Raw genomic sequence first — 15,545 nt, forward strand, 5'->3', positions numbered from 1 at the left:
AAGCACTCAGCTTCGACGGCCTTCTTGCCCACAAAGGGTAAAAATAGCGTTAGGAGTTAAGTTATTGGCAAATCAGTTCATTAAAATCAGCCGACGAGCAGTTCCAAAGGCGCCGGATGTCCAAGAAATGCGGCCGGGCTGGCCGAGGCACCATAAGCGCCCGCAAGGAAGATCGCGATAAGATCGCCCTCCTCCACCGGTGGCAGCGCGACCTTGTCCCCCAGCCTGTCGATGGGCGTGCACAGGCAGCCCACGACCGTCACGGCTTCCTCCGCCGGAGCTTCCCCGAAGCGATTGGCGACGGCGATGGGATAGTTGCGACGGACGACCGTACCGAAATTGCCGCTCGCCGCGAGCTGATGATGCAGCCCCCCATCGACGACGACGAAGGTTTCGCCCTGGCTTTTCTTCACATCGACTATGCGGGTGAGGTAGACACCCGCCTCGCCCACCAGCCATCGGCCCAGTTCCATGGCGAAGGCGCTATCCTTCAATATGTCCGCGCGTCCGTCGAGCAGCCTGGCCAGCGCATCACCGATGGGGCGGATATCCAGCCGTTCGTCGCCGGGGAAATAGGGAATGCCGAAGCCGCCGCCCAGATTGACCAGCGGCGGCGCGACGCCCACGCTGTCGGACAGGCGAGTGGCGAGATCGATGGTGGCGGCCTGCGTTTCGATCAATGCCTGCGCGCCCAGAGCCTGGCTGCCGGTGAAGATATGCCAGCCGCGCCATTCGCCCCCGGCATCGATCACCCAGCGCGCCAGCGCGGCCGCCCGCTCCGCATCAACGCCGAAGGGTTTGGCGCCACCGCCCATGCGCATGCCCGACCCCTTGAGGTCGAAATCCGGGTTCACCCGCACCGCCAGCTTCGGTGTCTTGCCGCGCTGCCCGGCAAGGGCGATGGCCCTTTGCGCCTCACCCTCCGATTCCAGGTTGATGGTCGCGCCGCTGTCGATGGCGGCGATCAGTTCATCGTCGCGCTTTCCCGGTCCGGCAAAGCTGATATGGGCGGCGTCCATCCCCGCCTCCAGCGCCCGCGCCAGTTCCCCGCCCGACGCCACGTCGAAGCCGTCGACCAGCTTCGCCATGCGCTCCAGCAGGGGCAGGTAGGGATTGGCCTTCACCGCATAATGGAGCGACAGCATGGCGGGCATGGCGTCGCGGAACGCCCGAACCTGCCCCTCCATTATGCCCATGTCATAGACGAACAGGGGCGTGTCGCCAGCCTCCCCGACCAGGCTCCCCGCGCCGCAGCCCCCGATCAGCAACATGCCCTCCTCGCCGCTGAAGAAGGGCGGGACCGGTCCCATCGGCTTCATGCGGCAAATTCCCTCGCCAGCGCGACGCGGTCGATCTTGCCATTGGGATTGCGGGGGAATTCGGGAAGCATGACGATCTCGCGCGGTTGCATGAAATTGGGAAGCTCCTGCCGAAGCCGAACCTCCACCTGCGCCTTTAGCTCCGGCGAAGCGGTGCGCAACAACAACAACACAGCCTGTCCCAGCCGCTCGTCCCGGACGCCCAGCGCCACCGCCTCTGCAATGCCGTCCACGGCGACGGCGGCTTCCTCTATCTCCGTCGGGCTGATGCGGTTGCCGGCGGACTTGATCATCGCATCATCGCGTCCGACGAAATAGAGCAGGCCCCCAGCATCCCTCCGCACTGTGTCGCCCGACCATACCGCCATGCCGCCATAGCGGGAAGCGGGCGGCGCGGGCCGGAATCGCTCCCCCGTGCGCACGGGGTCGCGCCAATAGCCCTGCGCCACCAGCGGCCCGCAATGCACCAGTTCGCCGGGCTCATCGTCGCCCGCAATCGAGCCGTCCGGGCGGACGACCAGTATCTCCGCATGGGGAATCGCCGATCCCATGCTGTCGGGATGGCTGGCCACCAGCGCGGGCGGCAAATAAGTGGAGCGGAACGCCTCTGTCAGCCCGTACATGGGATAGAGGTCCGCCCTTGGAAACAGCGCCCGCAGCTTCGCCACCAACGGCCGCGTCAGCGCCCCGCCACTATTGGTGAGCCGCCTGAGCTTTACCGCCACATCGGCGGGCCAGTCCAGTTCGACCAGTTGCACCCAGAGCGGCGGTACCCCGGCCAAGGTGGTGATGTCCCGCCGGTCCACCGACTTCACCACGTCGCGCGGCGTCAGATAATCGAGCGGAAAGACGCACCCGCCGGCGCACCAGGTCGAAAACAACTGATTCTGCCCATAATCGAAGCTGAAGGGGAGCACGCAAAGCGTCCGGTCCTCCGCCGTCAGCATCAGATATTCCGCCACCGACACGGCCCCCAGCCAGAGATTGGAGTGGCTCAGCATCACGCCCTTGGGCCGCCCGGTCGATCCGCTGGTATAGAGGATCGCGGCCAGTTCGTCCGGCGCGGCGTGGGACGGCCCCAATATCTCCCCGCCGCTCATCGCGCAGGCCGCATCATCCTCCCGGTGCAGGTCGCATCCCTCCGGCACGTCGTCCGGCGTCAGCGTCGCCAGACGGCTGGCGGTTCCGATCAGCAGCGACGCGCCGCTATCGGCCAATATATGCGCGACCTGCGCATGTTTGAGCAGCGGGTTGACCGGCACATGCACGAGCCCGGCGCGGGGCGCAGCGAGCGGCATCAGCGCCGCGACCGGGCCCTTGGCGATCCAGCTTGCGACTCGGGCGCCCCTTTCCAGTCCGAATCCGGCCAGCCATGCCGCCAGCCGCCCCAATGTCGCTTCCAGCTCGGCATAGCTGTGCGTGCCGGACCGGCCGTCCAGCGCGGGCCGTGCCGGGTCGCCGCGCAGCAGCAGATGGTCGATCGGCCGGACCTGCGCGCCGTCGATCGTCGGGGCCGCAATCGGCGCGGGGGAATCGCTTAACTCCATCTCCAGACTTTTTTCCTAAACGCGATGCTGTCGCCGGGGAGATAATGGTTTGCTGGTCGCAAGGGAATATCGCAGCGTCGAACAAGCGCGCCGCGCGCTGGGTTCAGCGCTCGACCGCGCCTGCACGCCGTTGCTGTTCGATCGCATCGACTGGTTCGAATCGCTCCATGCGCATTGCTTTCCGACGACCGGCGTCCGCATCTTCCAGGCGTTGGAGGGGGAGTGCCAGGCATGGTTGTTCCTGCTTTCCCCCGGCGCGGGACGGCTGAGCGCTCTTGCCAACTGGTACAGTTTCGACTGGCGTCCGGTCTTCCTTGGCCCTTCGGACGAGTCGGTCCGACGCCGCCTGGTCGAAGTCATCGCCCAGTCCCTGTTGACGGACAGTGCCCAGGTCGACCTCTATCCCGTTACGTCCGCGTCGAACATGCTGCTCGACGCCTTTCGCCGCGCGGGCTGGTTCAGCGTCCGGCGGCCGATGGGCGGACGGCATATATTGCACCTGAACGGTCGAACCTTTGACGAATATTGGGCGCAGAGGCCCGGGCGCCTGCGTACGCTGATAGCGCGCAAGAAGCGTGCGAGCCGCTTCACCCTCAGCATCGCGGACCGGCTGACCGAGGCGTTGTGGCGCGACTATGCCGCCGTGCAGGAACGAAGCTGGAAGAAGCCCGAAGCCGATCTGCGCTTTCTGCATGCGCTGGCCCAGCGGGAAAGCGACGCTGGCACGCTCCGCCTGGGCTTCGCCCGGCTGGAGGGTCAGCCGGTGGCGACCCAGCTCTGGACGGTGGAGAACGGCACCGCGCTGATCCACAAGCTGGCGCATGACCAGGCGTTCGACGGGGCATCCCCCGGCAGCCTGCTCAGCCATGCGATGTTCAGCCACGCCATCGATCAGGATCATGTCGCGACGATCGACTATGGAACCGGTGACAATGGCTACAAGACCGATTGGATGGAGGAGCGCGAAACGCTCTACCGGCTTGATTTCTTCAATCCCAGAAGGGCGTCAATCTGGCTCCCCGCCGCGCGGGCGGCCATTTCCGCGCTTGTAGGCTAGCGGCGGAACGACTAGGTAGGCCCCCATCATGCGGGCGGACAATGCACAACCGGTCGACCGGACCATGGATATCGAAACGATGATGCGCGCCTTGCTGCGCGATGCGCTGGCCCTGTCGCAGGAGCGGGTCGATGCGTTCGATGCGGACACGCCGCTTTTCGGCGCGCTGCCGGAACTGGATTCCATGGCCGTCGCAGGCCTGCTTACCGAAATGGAAGACCGCTTCGGCATCCTGATCGAGGATGAGGATATAGACGGCGACACGTTCGAGACGTTCGGATCGCTTGTTGCCTTTGCGCGGGCGAAGACGGGGGCCTGAGTTCCCGGTTTGGCGGCCAAATTCGGAGGCCGTCCTGATTTAATGGAAACGCGCCCCGCTCCTGCGAAGGCATTCGAACGAGACGAGTGGCTTGTAAGAGCCCGGTTCCGCCCTCAGTAAATCATCGCATCGTCTGAACTGGGCTCCTGCCTTCGCAGGAGCACGCTGTGCTTCATGGCGACAACTGGCCAATTACCGCCAGCGGAAGAACCGCCCTATTCCGCCGCGACGGCCTCAAAATCGGCTTCGGCCAGGAACTTTTCCACGTCCAGCGCGGCCATGCAGCCCATGCCCGCGGCGGTCACGGCCTGGCGATAGACCTTGTCGCTGACGTCGCCCGCCGCGAACACGCCAGGAACAGCGGTCCTCGTCGTGCCTTTTTCCACCAGCAGATAGCCTTCATCCATCGGCAATTTGTCGACGAACAGTTCGGTGGCGGGCTGATGGCCGATGGCGACGAAAGCGCCATCCGTCTCTATATGCGACCTGTGGCCGGTCACCGTGTCGACCAGGTCGACGCCGACCAGACCCTCCGGATTGCCGCCGCCGACGAAACGCTCCACCGCCTGGTTCCAAAGCACCTTGATGTTCGGATGCGCGAACAGGCGCTGCTGGAGGATCTTTTCCGCCCGCAACGAGTCGCGGCGGTGGATCAGCGTGACGTCATGGCTGTGGTTGGTGAGGTAGAGCGCCTCCTCCACCGCCGTATTGCCGCCGCCGATCACCACCACCTTCTTGCCGCGATAGAAGAAACCGTCGCAGGTCGCGCAGGCCGAAACGCCCTTGCCCTGCAAGAGCTGCTCGCCCTCGGTGCCCAGCCATTTGGCCTGGGCGCCGGTGGCGATCACCAGGCTGTCGGCATAATAGAGCGTGCCGCTGTCGCCCTTCAGGCGGAAGGGCCGCTCCGAAAGGTCCACGTCGACGATCTGGTCATACATCATCTGCGCGCCGACATGCTCCGCCTGCGCCTGCATCTGTTCCATCAGCCAGGGCCCCTGGATCACGTCGCGGAAACCCGGATAATTTTCGACGTCGGTCGTGATCGTCAACTGGCCACCCGGCTGCATGCCCTGGACCACGATCGGCGCGAGCCCCGCGCGCGCGCCATAGATGGCGGCGGACAGGCCGGCCGGGCCGGAACCGAGGATCAGCATGCGGGTCGAATGGGTGGCGGTCATGAATGTCTTTCCGGCTGCGATTCGTCTGTCGGGATGAGATAAGCCAAGCGGCCGGAGGCGCAAGCGATGGATTTGCTTGACGGGCGAGAAGCTGAACCTTGGCGGGCGCCAGTCCCGTCAGTCGAGGACGTTGGGCAAATCCTCGAACCCCTTGCGCAGCGCGGCCGACCAACTGTGCGAGAGAAGCTGGAATTCCTCATTGTCCGCTTCGATCCGGGTCCGCACGCGGAAGTCGTAGGCATCCCGCTCGATCACCGTGAGGTCCAGCGGCATCCCCACCGACAGGTTGGAGCGCAGGGTCGAATCCATCGACACCAGCACTGCCTTGGTCGCATCCTCCAGGCTGGTTTCACGCTTCACGATGCGATCCAGGATCGGCTTGCCATATTTATGCTCGCCGATCTGGAAGAAGGGCGTGTCCTCCGTCGCCTCGATGAAATTGCCCGCCGAATAGATGAGGTAGAGCCGCGGCTTGCCACCCCTGCGCTGGCCGGCGATCAGGATGGAGGCGTCCGCCGCCGCGCCCTGCATCTCTATGGTGCTGCGATAGCGACCCTGCATCGTGCACATCGCCTCCCCCACGATCTGCGCGACGCGGTGCATGGTGGAGCAGTTGAGGATCGTTTCCACGTCCGGGTCCAGCGCCGCATCCTTGATCGCGCGGCTCAGCATCGCCTTCACCCCCTGGGTGATCGACAGATTGCCCGAACACATCATGGTGATCGCGCGCTCGCCCGGCACGCTGTAGGTGAAGCTCTTGCGGAAGCGGGCAATATTATCCATCCCCGCATTGGTGCGGGTGTCGGACAGCATGACCAGCCCCTGGTCGACCCGCACCGCCACACAATAAGTCATTGCCCCAAGGGCTCCTGTCGTCGTTCAACCCTGCGTGGTGGTCTGCGCACCTTGTTGCTGCTGCCGCTGGAGCTGCCGCTCCTCCACCCCGTCCTCCGCCTGCGCGATCCGGACGTCCGCGTCAATCCAGATATCGCCCGCCACGGTCACGGAACCGCGTATCGGCGCGGCCTCGTCCGCATCCAGCCCGCAGGCGAGGCGCAGATAGCGCTCCGTCACACAGACCCGGTTGGAAGGATCGAATCCCACCCAGCCCAGTTCGGGCACCAGCGCCTCCGCCCAGCCATGGGTCTCGTGCAGCACATCGCCCTCATCGGCCAGCAGATAGCCGGACACGTAGCGCGCCGGAATGCCCATCGCCCGCGCGCCGGCGATGAACACCTGCGCATGGTCCTGACACACCCCGGCACCCAGCGCGAAAGCCTCCGCCGCCGTGGTGTCGGCGGTCGTCACGCCGGCGCGATAGGCCACGGCATCGCTGACGGCGGCCGACAGCGCATGAAGCCGGGCCAGCGGCCCGTCCTCGTCCGGCAGGGACAGCGCCATCGCCCGGATTTCCGGTGATGTCCCGGTCAGCCGCGTCTCCCGCAGGAAATAGCGCGGGTTCACCGGGCAGCCGAGCCAGCCCACCACGCCATGACCCTCCCGCGTTTCCACCAGTCCTTCCGCGACGATGACGGCATTGTCCATCCGGTCGTGCCGAACCCAGATCGCCTCCATCTCGCCATAGCTGTTGCGGCGGAAACCGGTCAGCGGCTCCTCATTGACGCTCACCTGCCAGTCGAGCACCTTCTGCGTCGGCGTATCGACGGGCATCAGCTTCAACCGCATCGCCACCCGCCCCGCCGCAGCCTCATAGCGATAGACGGTCTGGTGACGGACGAGCAGTTTCATGCGCGCCCTCCCCTCAGCCGAAATGATAGGCCTGGGCGATCTCCACGCCCAGCCGGTTGGTGTTCATCAGGCCATTCTGCACCGTTTCATGCAGGCCTGCCCGGAAGATTTCGCCGCTGTCCAGCTGCTCCAGATCGGCCACCATCTGGCGCACGGTGTCGTGGCAGGCCGATCGCGCGTCATGCCATCCCGCCAGGCGGTTCAGCCGATAGGCAAGCTGGTCATAGCAATAGGCGACACTGCGCGGGAACAGGCGGTTCAGCATCAGGAAATCCGTGATCTGCCAGGGCGTATAGGTGCCGCCATAGACATGGTGAAAGGCCCGCGCGCCCGACAGCGCGTACAGCACCGATGTCCATTGATAATGGTCGCGATTGCCGCCCACGACCTCCGTCTCCGGCAGCAGCACATAATATTTGACGTCCAGCAGGCGCAGCGTCATCTGCGCCCGTTCCAGCGCGGAGCCGGCACGCAGGAAATCATGCCCCTCATTGCGGAGCTGCCCGGAATGCGCCGCGCCGCGGAAGGTCATTACCCGCGTCTTGACCCAGTCGATCAGCGCCGGAAGCTGCTGCCGCGCCTCCGCCACGTCATAGCTGTCGAGCTTGCGCCAGCCTTCGTTCAGCGCCTCCCACATATCCTGCGTCAGCATGGTACGGGCCGATTTGGCGTTGGCGCGGGCCTTGAGCAGGCAGGAACGGATGGAGGAAGGATTGTCGATGTCGAGCATCAGGAAGGCGATGGCGTCGCTCTCCGTCACCGGCGCGCCTTCGGGGAAATGATTGAGCGCTCCGGTCGCCCGCACCACCGAGCGCCACTCTTCGCGATGATGCGCGCCAGGCAGGATGGCCATGCGCTGCCCCATGGTCAGCAGACGCGCGGTGGCCTCTGCCCGCTCCATATAACGGGCCATCCAGAAGAGATTCTCCGCGGTCCGGCTCAGCATGCGAGAGATTTCCGATCAGATATGGACATGAATGCGCGCATCATCAGTCCTGCAAAACCCAGGTGTCCTTCACCCCGCCCCCCTGGCTGGAGTTCACCACCAGCGATCCTTCGGTCAGCGCCACCCGCGTCAATCCGCCGGGCACCAGCCTGAGTTGCTTGCCCACCAGGCAATAGGGCCGGAAATCCGCATGCCGCCCCACAACCGCCGCCGGTCCCAATGTCGGCACGGTCGACAGGTCGAGGGTCGGCTGGGCGATGAACTCGCCCGGATTGGCACGGATGCGGTCGGCATAGGCCGCGATCTCGTCCCTGGTCGATTTCGGCCCGATCAGCATGCCGTAGCCGCCCGATCCATGAACCTCCTTGGCCACCAGTTCGTGCAGATTTTCCAGCACATAGGCGCATTCGTCCGGCTTACCGCATTGCCAGGTCTGGATATTGTCCAGGATCGGCTGCTCGCCCAGATAGAAGCGGATCATGTCCGGCACGTAGATGTAAACGGCCTTGTCGTCCGCGATCCCCGATCCCGGCGCCGACGCCAGCGTCACCCCGCCATTGCGGTAGACATTGAAGATGCCGGGCACGCCCAGCAGGCTGTCCGCCCGAAACACCAGCGGATCGATATATTCATCGTCAATGCGCCGGTAGATGACATCGACAGCCTTTGGCCCCAGCGTGGTCTTCATCCAGACCCGGTCATCGTCGACGAACAGGTCCGCCGGCTCCACCAGTTCCACGCCCATCAGGTCCGCGAGGAAACTGTGCTCATAATAGGCGCTGTTGAGCGAACCGGGCGTCAGCACCACTACCACCGGATCGCCCCTGCAGGCGGGCGGCGCGACTTCCTTCAGGCTTTTCAGCAATTCGGCCGGATAGTCATCGACCGGCGCGACCACGCCCTGGGCAAAGAGTTCCGGGAACATGCGAGTCATGATCTCGCGATTTTCCAGCATGTAGGACACGCCGGAGGGAGTGCGGCAATTATCCTCCAGCACCTCGAACCGCGCTGGCCCGGTGCGGACGATGTCGATGCCAACGATATGGCTGTACACCTTTCCCGGCGGGGTGAAATCGGCCATTTCCGCCAGATAGGCGCTGTTCTGGTAGATGATGTCCGCGGGCATGATCCCCGCCTTCACAATCTCGCCGCGATGATAGACATCGTGGAGAAAGGCGTTGAGCGCCCGCGCCCGTTGCCGGATGCCCTTATCCAGCACGCGCCATTCCTGGGCCATGAAGATGCGGGGCAGCAGGTCGAAGGGGATCAGCCGTTCCGGATCGCCCCCCTCGCCATAGACGGCAAAGGTGATGCCGATGCGCCGGAATATCGCCTCCGCCTCATCCATTCGACGATTGAGCCCGGCAATGCCGGTTCGCTCCACCCAATTCTGCACTTCCGCGTAGCAGGGGCGTATCGAACCATCCGGCTCAAACATTTCGTGGAAGGGCAAAGTATCGATCCTCCCTCAGCCGACAATCGGCTGGTTGTGCGTTGCAACATTAGTGCAATAGGGAAGGACGAATGCAAGCGGAAAATCCGCTTGGGAACGACAGTCTGTAAAGGTGGTAGCGGAGGAGGGACTTGAACCCCCGACACGCGGATTATGATTCCGCTGCTCTAACCAGCTGAGCTACTCCGCCCCATGGGCTGTCCGCCGGGCGGCGCCCTGCGGTGAGGCGGCGCTATAAGCAGAGCAGGCTGATGGGTCAACGGGGTTTCACGGCATCGCGAAATTTCTCTTGCCGGTTATCTGCCCGCGCTGGTGAGGACAGTTGCGAGCCACCATCCCGGCACTGCCGCGATGGCGAGGAAAGTCCCCAGCGGCAGGCGCGTCGCGCCATCGATCCTCCTGCCTGTCGCCATGACCGCGCCGACGGCCAGCAACCCCACGCTCGCGGCAAGCAGCAGGATGAACGGCAAGGCCTGCCAGCCGAACCAGGCGCCCAATGCGCCCAGCAGCTTGGCATCGCCCAGGCCCAGCCCGTCGCGCCCACGAAATCGCCGATATCCGAGCGCGATCAGCAACAGCGTCAGATAGCCGGTCATTGCGCCGATCGCCCGCCCTGCCATCGTCGTGTCGGTGACCCATGGCCCGATGGTGAAGCCCAGGAAGGCCAATGGCAGGGTCAACCCGTCGGGCAGCCAGAAATGCCGCCTGTCGAGCACCGCCAACGTCAGGAGGAGCCAGCCCAGCATGGCCCACCCCACCCCGCCCGGATCGGGCGAAAAGCCCAGGGCAAGCGCGCCGATGATCGCGCATCCCGCCTCCACCCGGCCATGCAGCGGGTCGATGGGGGCGCCGCAGCTCCGGCACCGGCCGCGCTGAACCAGCGCGCTCACCATCGGCACGAGATCGACGACGCCAAGGACCCGCCCGCAGCCGTCGCAGGCCGAGCGACCACGCAGCACGCCGCGCCCTTGCGGCCAGCGCAGGATGATCGTTGCGAGGAAACTCCCGGCTATTGCCCCCGCCGTCGCGCCCAGCAGGGCAGGAAAGGCCTGGATCACAGCGTTCCTTCGATCTTCAGCACGCGCGTGCCGCCAGCATCGACAAAGCCCGCGCTGGCCAATGCCTCGCCCAGGGCAGCATCGGCGGTTTCCACCCGCATTTCCGCCAGGTAACGACCTGATCGCCAGATGCGCAGATTGACCTTTTCCAACCCCGACTGGCTGACGAGCGGCAGCAGCAGCGCATCGCCATCACAACTGGCCACGCCCGACAGGCCCTGGGACAGGTTGAGTCCCGGAAACTGACCCGCCATCTGCGCCCGGACCCGCCCCTCCGCATGGCCGCAACGGTCGCCGGAGAACCATGCCGACACGTCTTCCATGACGAAGCTGCTGACCGGCAGAGGCGCGAAGGTCCGGCCCAGCGGCACGGCGCCTGTCACATCGTCGATCCCCATGCGCCCGAAGCCGACCGTCAGCGCGCCGCTCAGATCATCCGCCGCGCCGTTGCGGCGCCAGACGTCGAACCGCGCCCGCCCCACCAGCAACGACAGGGGAGACAGGCCAGCATGGACGGACCCCAGCGATACCGTGCCCAGCATCAACTGGTCGAGCCTGCCGCTCCACACCGTGCCGCGCACCTCCCGCGCCGCCACGCCCAGCCGCTCCAGACCTGTCATGCCGAGCGCGATGCGCATGGGAAGGAAGATTAGGAAGCCCAATGCGAACAGAGCGATGAGCGCGATGCGCATCGGCCGCGAAAGATGGAGCCCCATCATTGCCCGCCCCGAACCAGCACGGCCTGCACCGAGACGCTGCCCGCCGTCGCGGCCGGCCGCGCGCTCATCGTTTCGACTCGGATGCCCCGCGCTTCCAATGCGGCGAGCCACGACAGCAGCGCAACCGGGCGGACGGAGGCGATAGCCATGTCGACGCGGTCCGCGCCCTGCGCCTGCGCGCGTTCCAGCGTCAACCCGGCCTCGCCAGCGCTCTGGCCGATGAACTGCTCCAGCGGCACGGCCGTATCGATCGGCCCCGCCGTGCGTGGCAGCGACTTCAGCAACGTCACCTTCGCGCGGATGGCGGCGTTGCGGTCCGTCGCCTCCCGCAAGGCATCGCGCACCGAACGCTGCGCCGCGGCGAGTGGCCGCGCTATGCCGAGCCAAAGGATCACCGCCGCCAGCAGCGCGAACATCACGCCCAGCATCCACTGTTCGCGAGGGCTTCGTTCACCCCACAAGACCCGTAACCGTTCCATCATGATTGCACCGTGATATCCGCCAGCATCCGTCCGCCGGGCTCCTGCGAAGGCGTGGCGGTGATCGTGAAACCCTCCGCCTGGAGTGCGAGCAGTACCATGTTGATATCTTCCACTTTCGCCGCGGCCAGCGTGGCGCGGATCATGCCGTCGTTATCACGCGACAGCGCGGTCAGCGACACGCCCGGCGCGTCCTGCATCGCACTGAGCAGCCCTGCCACCGGCGCCGTGAAGGCATAGGCCCCCGCTCCTCGCGCCGCGAGCCGGCGCTCCATCTCCGCCTCCGCCTGGTCGAGGTCGGTGGCACCGGGCACGACCTGCCGGGCAAGCGCCAGACTTTCCGCATCGAGACTGTTTGCGGCGACATGCTGTCGCGCAATCCCGATCAGCGCCATCAGCAAACTGACGAACAGGATGAGCCCACTCCACAGCATGATCCGGGCAATCCTTCGCTTGTCGAACGGCCGTCTCACCCGTTTGGCAAAGTCGCCCTGCCGCAGATCGATCGGTGGCCGCTCCAGCGCCGCAACCGCCAGCGCATCAATCTGAGCAGCGGGCACATCCCGCACAACGGCTTTACCTATCAGTTCCGGCAAGACCAGGTCACCCGCCAGCACCAGATCGGTCCCGCGCAGCACTGCTTCGCCGCCGATCATGCCGCGTTCAAACCCCTCTTGCGGTTCCGGCAGCAGCAGCGGGGCGGGCACCATGATGTCGGGGTCGAGCCCATGGTGCTGCGCCCAGAGCAGCCAGTGCTGCATGTCCGCGCGCGCCGCGACGGCGATGCAGTGCGGGCGCGCCGGATCCTCATTCTCATCGGCGGCGGCGAAAAGCTGGTCCGCGGGCACGATAGCGCCGGCGAGCGCCGCTAGCCGCGCCGCCGCGCGCCCCTGACGGGGAGCAAGATCGGGATATTCGATCCAGTTCAGCGTCACTAGCGCGGCAGGCGGCACCAGCAACACGATCGCGTCATCGGGCAGCGCGGTGAGGCCGCAGGCCGCCAGCCAGTTCGCGCCCGTTCCGCTCTGGACGACGGCGCCTTCCACCACCCGCATCCACAACGGCTCGCCCTGTTGCGGCAGGGCGACGATCAATCCTTCCCGCACGCTCATGCGCCGCTGCTCCCGCTACGGCGGATCAATTTAGCCGGGCTCTGCCGCGCATCGATCAGTGCCCATTCCACCACCTCTGTCCCCCCGACATTCACCGACACGTCCACTCTGAAAAACCCTGTCGTCAATTTGACCTGCTGCCCAACCTCTTCCAGCGGGCTGATCCCCTGGCTCGCCAGAGGAGCCCAGAACTGCACCGTGCTGCCGTAGCCTTCCGCAGGCCGCTGCGCCAGCAATTGCCGTGCCTGCGCCACGCTAAGCTGGCCCTGGAGCATCATCGCGAACAAAGGCGCCTGATCGGGCAGCAGCGTGTTGATATTGATCGGCGACAGATCGGCCGTCGGCAGGGCGCAGACCCATGGCCGCACCACATCATAGATTGCAGGCGTCACGCCATTCACCGCGCGCAGCTCACTAGCGTCGACCATGAAGCGGTTGGAGGTGCGATAGGGCCGGGGCGCCCGCGCATAGGTCTCATCCTCCGCGCCGCCGGGCTGGGGTACGCTGTCGGTGTCGATCCAGTCGGCGAGCGAGGCGGCGGCGACCTGTGCCTGCCGGGCGTCGATCCCCAATGCCTGCAGCAAAGCCTGAAATTGCGACACGCCGACCGGACGGACCTTCAGGTTCGCCTCATTCTCGCCCGCGACCACGCTGTTGAGGTTGAAGCAATTGCCGCCATCGGTGACGCGCGCGATCGCCGTGCCGCCCGGCATCGGGATCGCCTGCGGCGTACCCATCCAGTTCCCCGCCAGCGTCGTCTTGCCCGGATTGGCCGCCACCAGATCGCCGATCCGCAGGCGCGCGATCTCGGTCCCCGCATCGGCAAAGGCGCGGGCCTGATCGATCGCGCCGCCATTGCCGGTCATCCGCGTGGCCAGCGCCAGCCGCTCCAGCGCGGTCGATGCGACCACCGCCATCACCGCCACCAGCAGCAACACGGTCAACAGCGCCGCGCCGCGCTCGCCCGCCTTTCCGCGATCAGCCATTGGCCGGCACCCCTTCCAGCCTTTCGGCCGGGCCCGGTCCGACCAGGAAGCGCAACGTCACCGGCGATTCGCCCGTCCGCCTCACCGTCATTTCCACGGCGCGGGGCATCAGGTCGGGCTGTGTCGGCACCCATTGGTCGCGCCAGTCGCCGCTGGCGTCGCGAAAGCGGAGCGCGACATCTTCGACCTGCGTGAGCAGTGCGGCCGGCTCATCGCCCGCCGCGCCATCCACCTGTGCATAAGTGCGCCGTTCCAGCCGCCCCTGCCGCACCCAATATTCAACCTTCTGGAGCGAGGGCCGCGCCAGGTCGCCCAGATTGTCCCAGCCACCCCGTACGAACTGGAGGACGGGCAGGTTCTCCCCCTCCCGATGCGACCAGAAAGCAGGCGCCAGCGTACCCGCTTCGGTGCGGCTGATGCGCGGCACAGCCTGCCCCAGATCGGCCGCCAGCGCGCCGCTTGCCCGCTGCACCGCCGCCATGTCGTCGAGCCGCAGCTTGATCTGCGCCTGAGCCGACACGCTGTTGCCCAGCAGCAGCACCCCCGCCGCCGCCAGCATGGCGAAGATCATCAAGGCGACGAGCAGTTCGATCAGCGTGAAGCCGTGCTCGGCGGAACGCTTCAGGGGCGTGAAGCCGTATTCGGCGGAGCGGTTCAGGAAAGTGAAGCCGTGCTCGGCGGAACCCCCAAAAGACTCGAAGCCGTGTTCGGCGGAAACGGCCCGTCTCATTGCACTGCCCGCACGAAGCTCAGCACCACGGGGGACGAGCCCGCCTGCCCGTTTACCGTCAGGTCGACCCGGAGCAGGCGCCTGTCATTGGTCGCCCTGACCGCCCGCGTCCAATGCCAGCGCCGACCGCCATTGTCGACGTCGCCCTCTTCACTGCCAAGCGAAGGCGGTGCGGGATCGGTCTGCACCTCCACCATCAGGTTGCGCGCGACGATCTGACCCATTGCCTTGCTGTCGAGGTCGGCGGCCGTGTGCAGGGTCACGCCCTGCAGGCGGACGAGCGCGAGGGCGGCGAGGCTGAACACCGCCAGCGCCACGAGCATTTCGAGCAGGGTGAAGCCCCGCTCCGCGGTAGGCGGGGTCGCAAGGACGAGGCGCGACCTAGCCACCGACCGCGACCTTCCCGGCCATGTCGACCGAAATCGACACCCGCTCCCCCTCGCGAGCGAGGGTCACGGTCATCGGATCGGTCGGAAGTCCCGTTCCGTCGAAGCCGATCTGCTGCCGTCCATCCTTGCCGACCAGCGCGCGCGTTCCGGCCTTCCAACTGGCGGTGACGAAGGGCTTGTCCTCCAGCCCAACCCATTGGCCGCCGTCGCGACGCTGAAAGCCGTAGCCCGAAGCCGAAACCCACACCCCCATGGGACGCGCGGTGACGACCGCTTCGTCGCGCGCCGCGGCAAGGCGAGCGGCGAAGCGGTCGGCATCCTCGATCACCCGGCCGCGGGGATCGGGGATCGCCAGCACCACCACGGCTGAAATGAAGCCGATGATCGTCAGCACGACCATCAGTTCGATCAGCGTGAAGCCGTGTTCGGCGGGACGCCTCAGAGACATGAAGCCGTGTTCGGCGGAACGCCTGAAAGACCCGAAGCTATGTTCGGCGGGACGCC

17 protein-coding genes and 1 tRNA gene are annotated in these 15,545 nt (G+C 66.0%); 2 read left to right on the top strand and 16 right to left on the bottom strand.

Annotated elements, in window-relative coordinates:
- Positions 1 to 86: 86 nt before the first annotated feature.
- Both MRBLMA1_RS11790 and MRBLMA1_RS11795 read right to left on the bottom strand, forming a co-directional pair.
- Positions 87 to 1,319: a pyridoxal-dependent decarboxylase, exosortase A system-associated gene (locus MRBLMA1_RS11790; protein WP_363737041.1), complete on the bottom strand. Its 1,233-nt coding sequence runs from the start codon at positions 1,317 to 1,319 to the stop codon at positions 87 to 89.
- Positions 1,316 to 2,866 carry an acyl-CoA ligase (AMP-forming), exosortase A system-associated gene (locus MRBLMA1_RS11795; RefSeq protein WP_363737042.1) on the bottom strand — a complete coding sequence of 517 codons (1,551 nt, stop codon included), beginning with the start codon at positions 2,864 to 2,866 and terminating at the stop codon, positions 1,316 to 1,318. The genes MRBLMA1_RS11790 and MRBLMA1_RS11795 overlap by 4 nt, the downstream gene beginning before the upstream one ends.
- Positions 2,867 to 2,915: 49 nt before the next feature.
- Here MRBLMA1_RS11795 and MRBLMA1_RS11800 point away from each other — a divergent pair, with 49 nt between their 5' ends.
- Together MRBLMA1_RS11800 and MRBLMA1_RS11805 are read left to right on the top strand one after the other, a co-directional pair.
- The gene (locus tag MRBLMA1_RS11800) at positions 2,916 to 3,923 is read left to right on the top strand and encodes a GNAT family N-acetyltransferase (RefSeq protein ID WP_363737043.1); all 1,008 of its coding nucleotides are present in this window, start codon (positions 2,916 to 2,918) and stop codon (positions 3,921 to 3,923) included.
- A 28-nt stretch (positions 3,924 to 3,951) separates the two neighbouring features.
- Positions 3,952 to 4,242 carry an acyl carrier protein gene (locus tag MRBLMA1_RS11805; protein WP_363737044.1) on the top strand — a complete coding sequence of 97 codons (291 nt, stop codon included), beginning with the start codon at positions 3,952 to 3,954 and terminating at the stop codon, positions 4,240 to 4,242.
- Positions 4,243 to 4,457: 215 nt separating this feature from the next.
- Here the strand turns inward: MRBLMA1_RS11805 and trxB are convergent, their stop codons facing one another.
- The 14 genes from trxB to MRBLMA1_RS11875 form a co-directional block, all read right to left on the bottom strand.
- On the bottom strand, positions 4,458 to 5,420 hold the full coding sequence (gene trxB / locus MRBLMA1_RS11810; protein WP_363737045.1) for a thioredoxin-disulfide reductase: 963 nt from the start codon (positions 5,418 to 5,420) through the stop codon (positions 4,458 to 4,460).
- Positions 5,421 to 5,537: 117 nt separating this feature from the next.
- Entirely contained in the window at positions 5,538 to 6,275 is a 738-nt protein-coding gene (locus MRBLMA1_RS11815; protein WP_363737046.1) for a peptidase, read from the bottom strand.
- 24 nt (positions 6,276 to 6,299) lie between these two features.
- Positions 6,300 to 7,169 carry a transglutaminase family protein gene (locus tag MRBLMA1_RS11820; protein WP_363737047.1) on the bottom strand — a complete coding sequence of 290 codons (870 nt, stop codon included), beginning with the start codon at positions 7,167 to 7,169 and terminating at the stop codon, positions 6,300 to 6,302.
- 13 nt (positions 7,170 to 7,182) lie between these two features.
- Positions 7,183 to 8,115, bottom strand: a complete 933-nt coding sequence (locus tag MRBLMA1_RS11825; RefSeq protein ID WP_363737048.1) for an alpha-E domain-containing protein — start codon at positions 8,113 to 8,115, stop codon at positions 7,183 to 7,185.
- Positions 8,116 to 8,158: 43 nt separating this feature from the next.
- Positions 8,159 to 9,568 carry a circularly permuted type 2 ATP-grasp protein gene (locus MRBLMA1_RS11830; protein ID WP_363737049.1) on the bottom strand — a complete coding sequence of 470 codons (1,410 nt, stop codon included), beginning with the start codon at positions 9,566 to 9,568 and terminating at the stop codon, positions 8,159 to 8,161.
- Between the two features lie 113 nt (positions 9,569 to 9,681).
- Positions 9,682 to 9,758 (bottom strand) — tRNA-Met (locus tag MRBLMA1_RS11835).
- Between the two features lie 106 nt (positions 9,759 to 9,864).
- Entirely contained in the window at positions 9,865 to 10,626 is a 762-nt protein-coding gene (locus tag MRBLMA1_RS11840; RefSeq protein ID WP_363737050.1) for a prepilin peptidase, read from the bottom strand.
- Positions 10,623 to 11,345 (bottom strand): type II secretion system protein N, encoded by a 723-nt coding sequence (gspN, locus tag MRBLMA1_RS11845; RefSeq protein WP_363737051.1) that lies wholly within the window; start codon positions 11,343 to 11,345, stop codon positions 10,623 to 10,625. The genes MRBLMA1_RS11840 and gspN overlap by 4 nt, the downstream gene beginning before the upstream one ends.
- Positions 11,342 to 11,827 (bottom strand): type II secretion system protein M, encoded by a 486-nt coding sequence (locus MRBLMA1_RS11850; RefSeq protein ID WP_363737052.1) that lies wholly within the window; start codon positions 11,825 to 11,827, stop codon positions 11,342 to 11,344. Before MRBLMA1_RS11850 ends, gspN begins: the two co-directional genes overlap by 4 nt.
- On the bottom strand, positions 11,824 to 12,936 hold the full coding sequence (gspL, locus tag MRBLMA1_RS11855) for a type II secretion system protein GspL (protein WP_363737053.1): 1,113 nt from the start codon (positions 12,934 to 12,936) through the stop codon (positions 11,824 to 11,826). Before gspL ends, MRBLMA1_RS11850 begins: the two co-directional genes overlap by 4 nt.
- Positions 12,933 to 13,922: a type II secretion system minor pseudopilin GspK gene (gene gspK / locus MRBLMA1_RS11860; RefSeq protein WP_363737054.1), complete on the bottom strand. Its 990-nt coding sequence runs from the start codon at positions 13,920 to 13,922 to the stop codon at positions 12,933 to 12,935. The genes gspL and gspK overlap by 4 nt, the downstream gene beginning before the upstream one ends.
- Positions 13,915 to 14,652: a type II secretion system minor pseudopilin GspJ gene (gspJ, locus tag MRBLMA1_RS11865; RefSeq protein WP_363737055.1), complete on the bottom strand. Its 738-nt coding sequence runs from the start codon at positions 14,650 to 14,652 to the stop codon at positions 13,915 to 13,917. Before gspJ ends, gspK begins: the two co-directional genes overlap by 8 nt.
- Complete coding sequence (gene gspI, locus MRBLMA1_RS11870) at positions 14,649 to 15,041, bottom strand: type II secretion system minor pseudopilin GspI (protein WP_363737056.1); 393 nt, start codon at positions 15,039 to 15,041, stop codon at positions 14,649 to 14,651. The genes gspJ and gspI overlap by 4 nt, the downstream gene beginning before the upstream one ends.
- The gene (locus MRBLMA1_RS11875) at positions 15,034 to 15,489 is read right to left on the bottom strand and encodes a GspH/FimT family pseudopilin (protein ID WP_363737057.1); all 456 of its coding nucleotides are present in this window, start codon (positions 15,487 to 15,489) and stop codon (positions 15,034 to 15,036) included. Before MRBLMA1_RS11875 ends, gspI begins: the two co-directional genes overlap by 8 nt.
- Between the last annotated feature and the right edge of the window lie 56 nt (positions 15,490 to 15,545).

Origin of the sequence: Sphingobium sp. LMA1-1-1.1 (genome assembly GCF_040676365.1) — a bacterium.
In the GTDB taxonomy this organism is placed as follows: domain Bacteria; phylum Pseudomonadota; class Alphaproteobacteria; order Sphingomonadales; family Sphingomonadaceae; genus Sphingobium.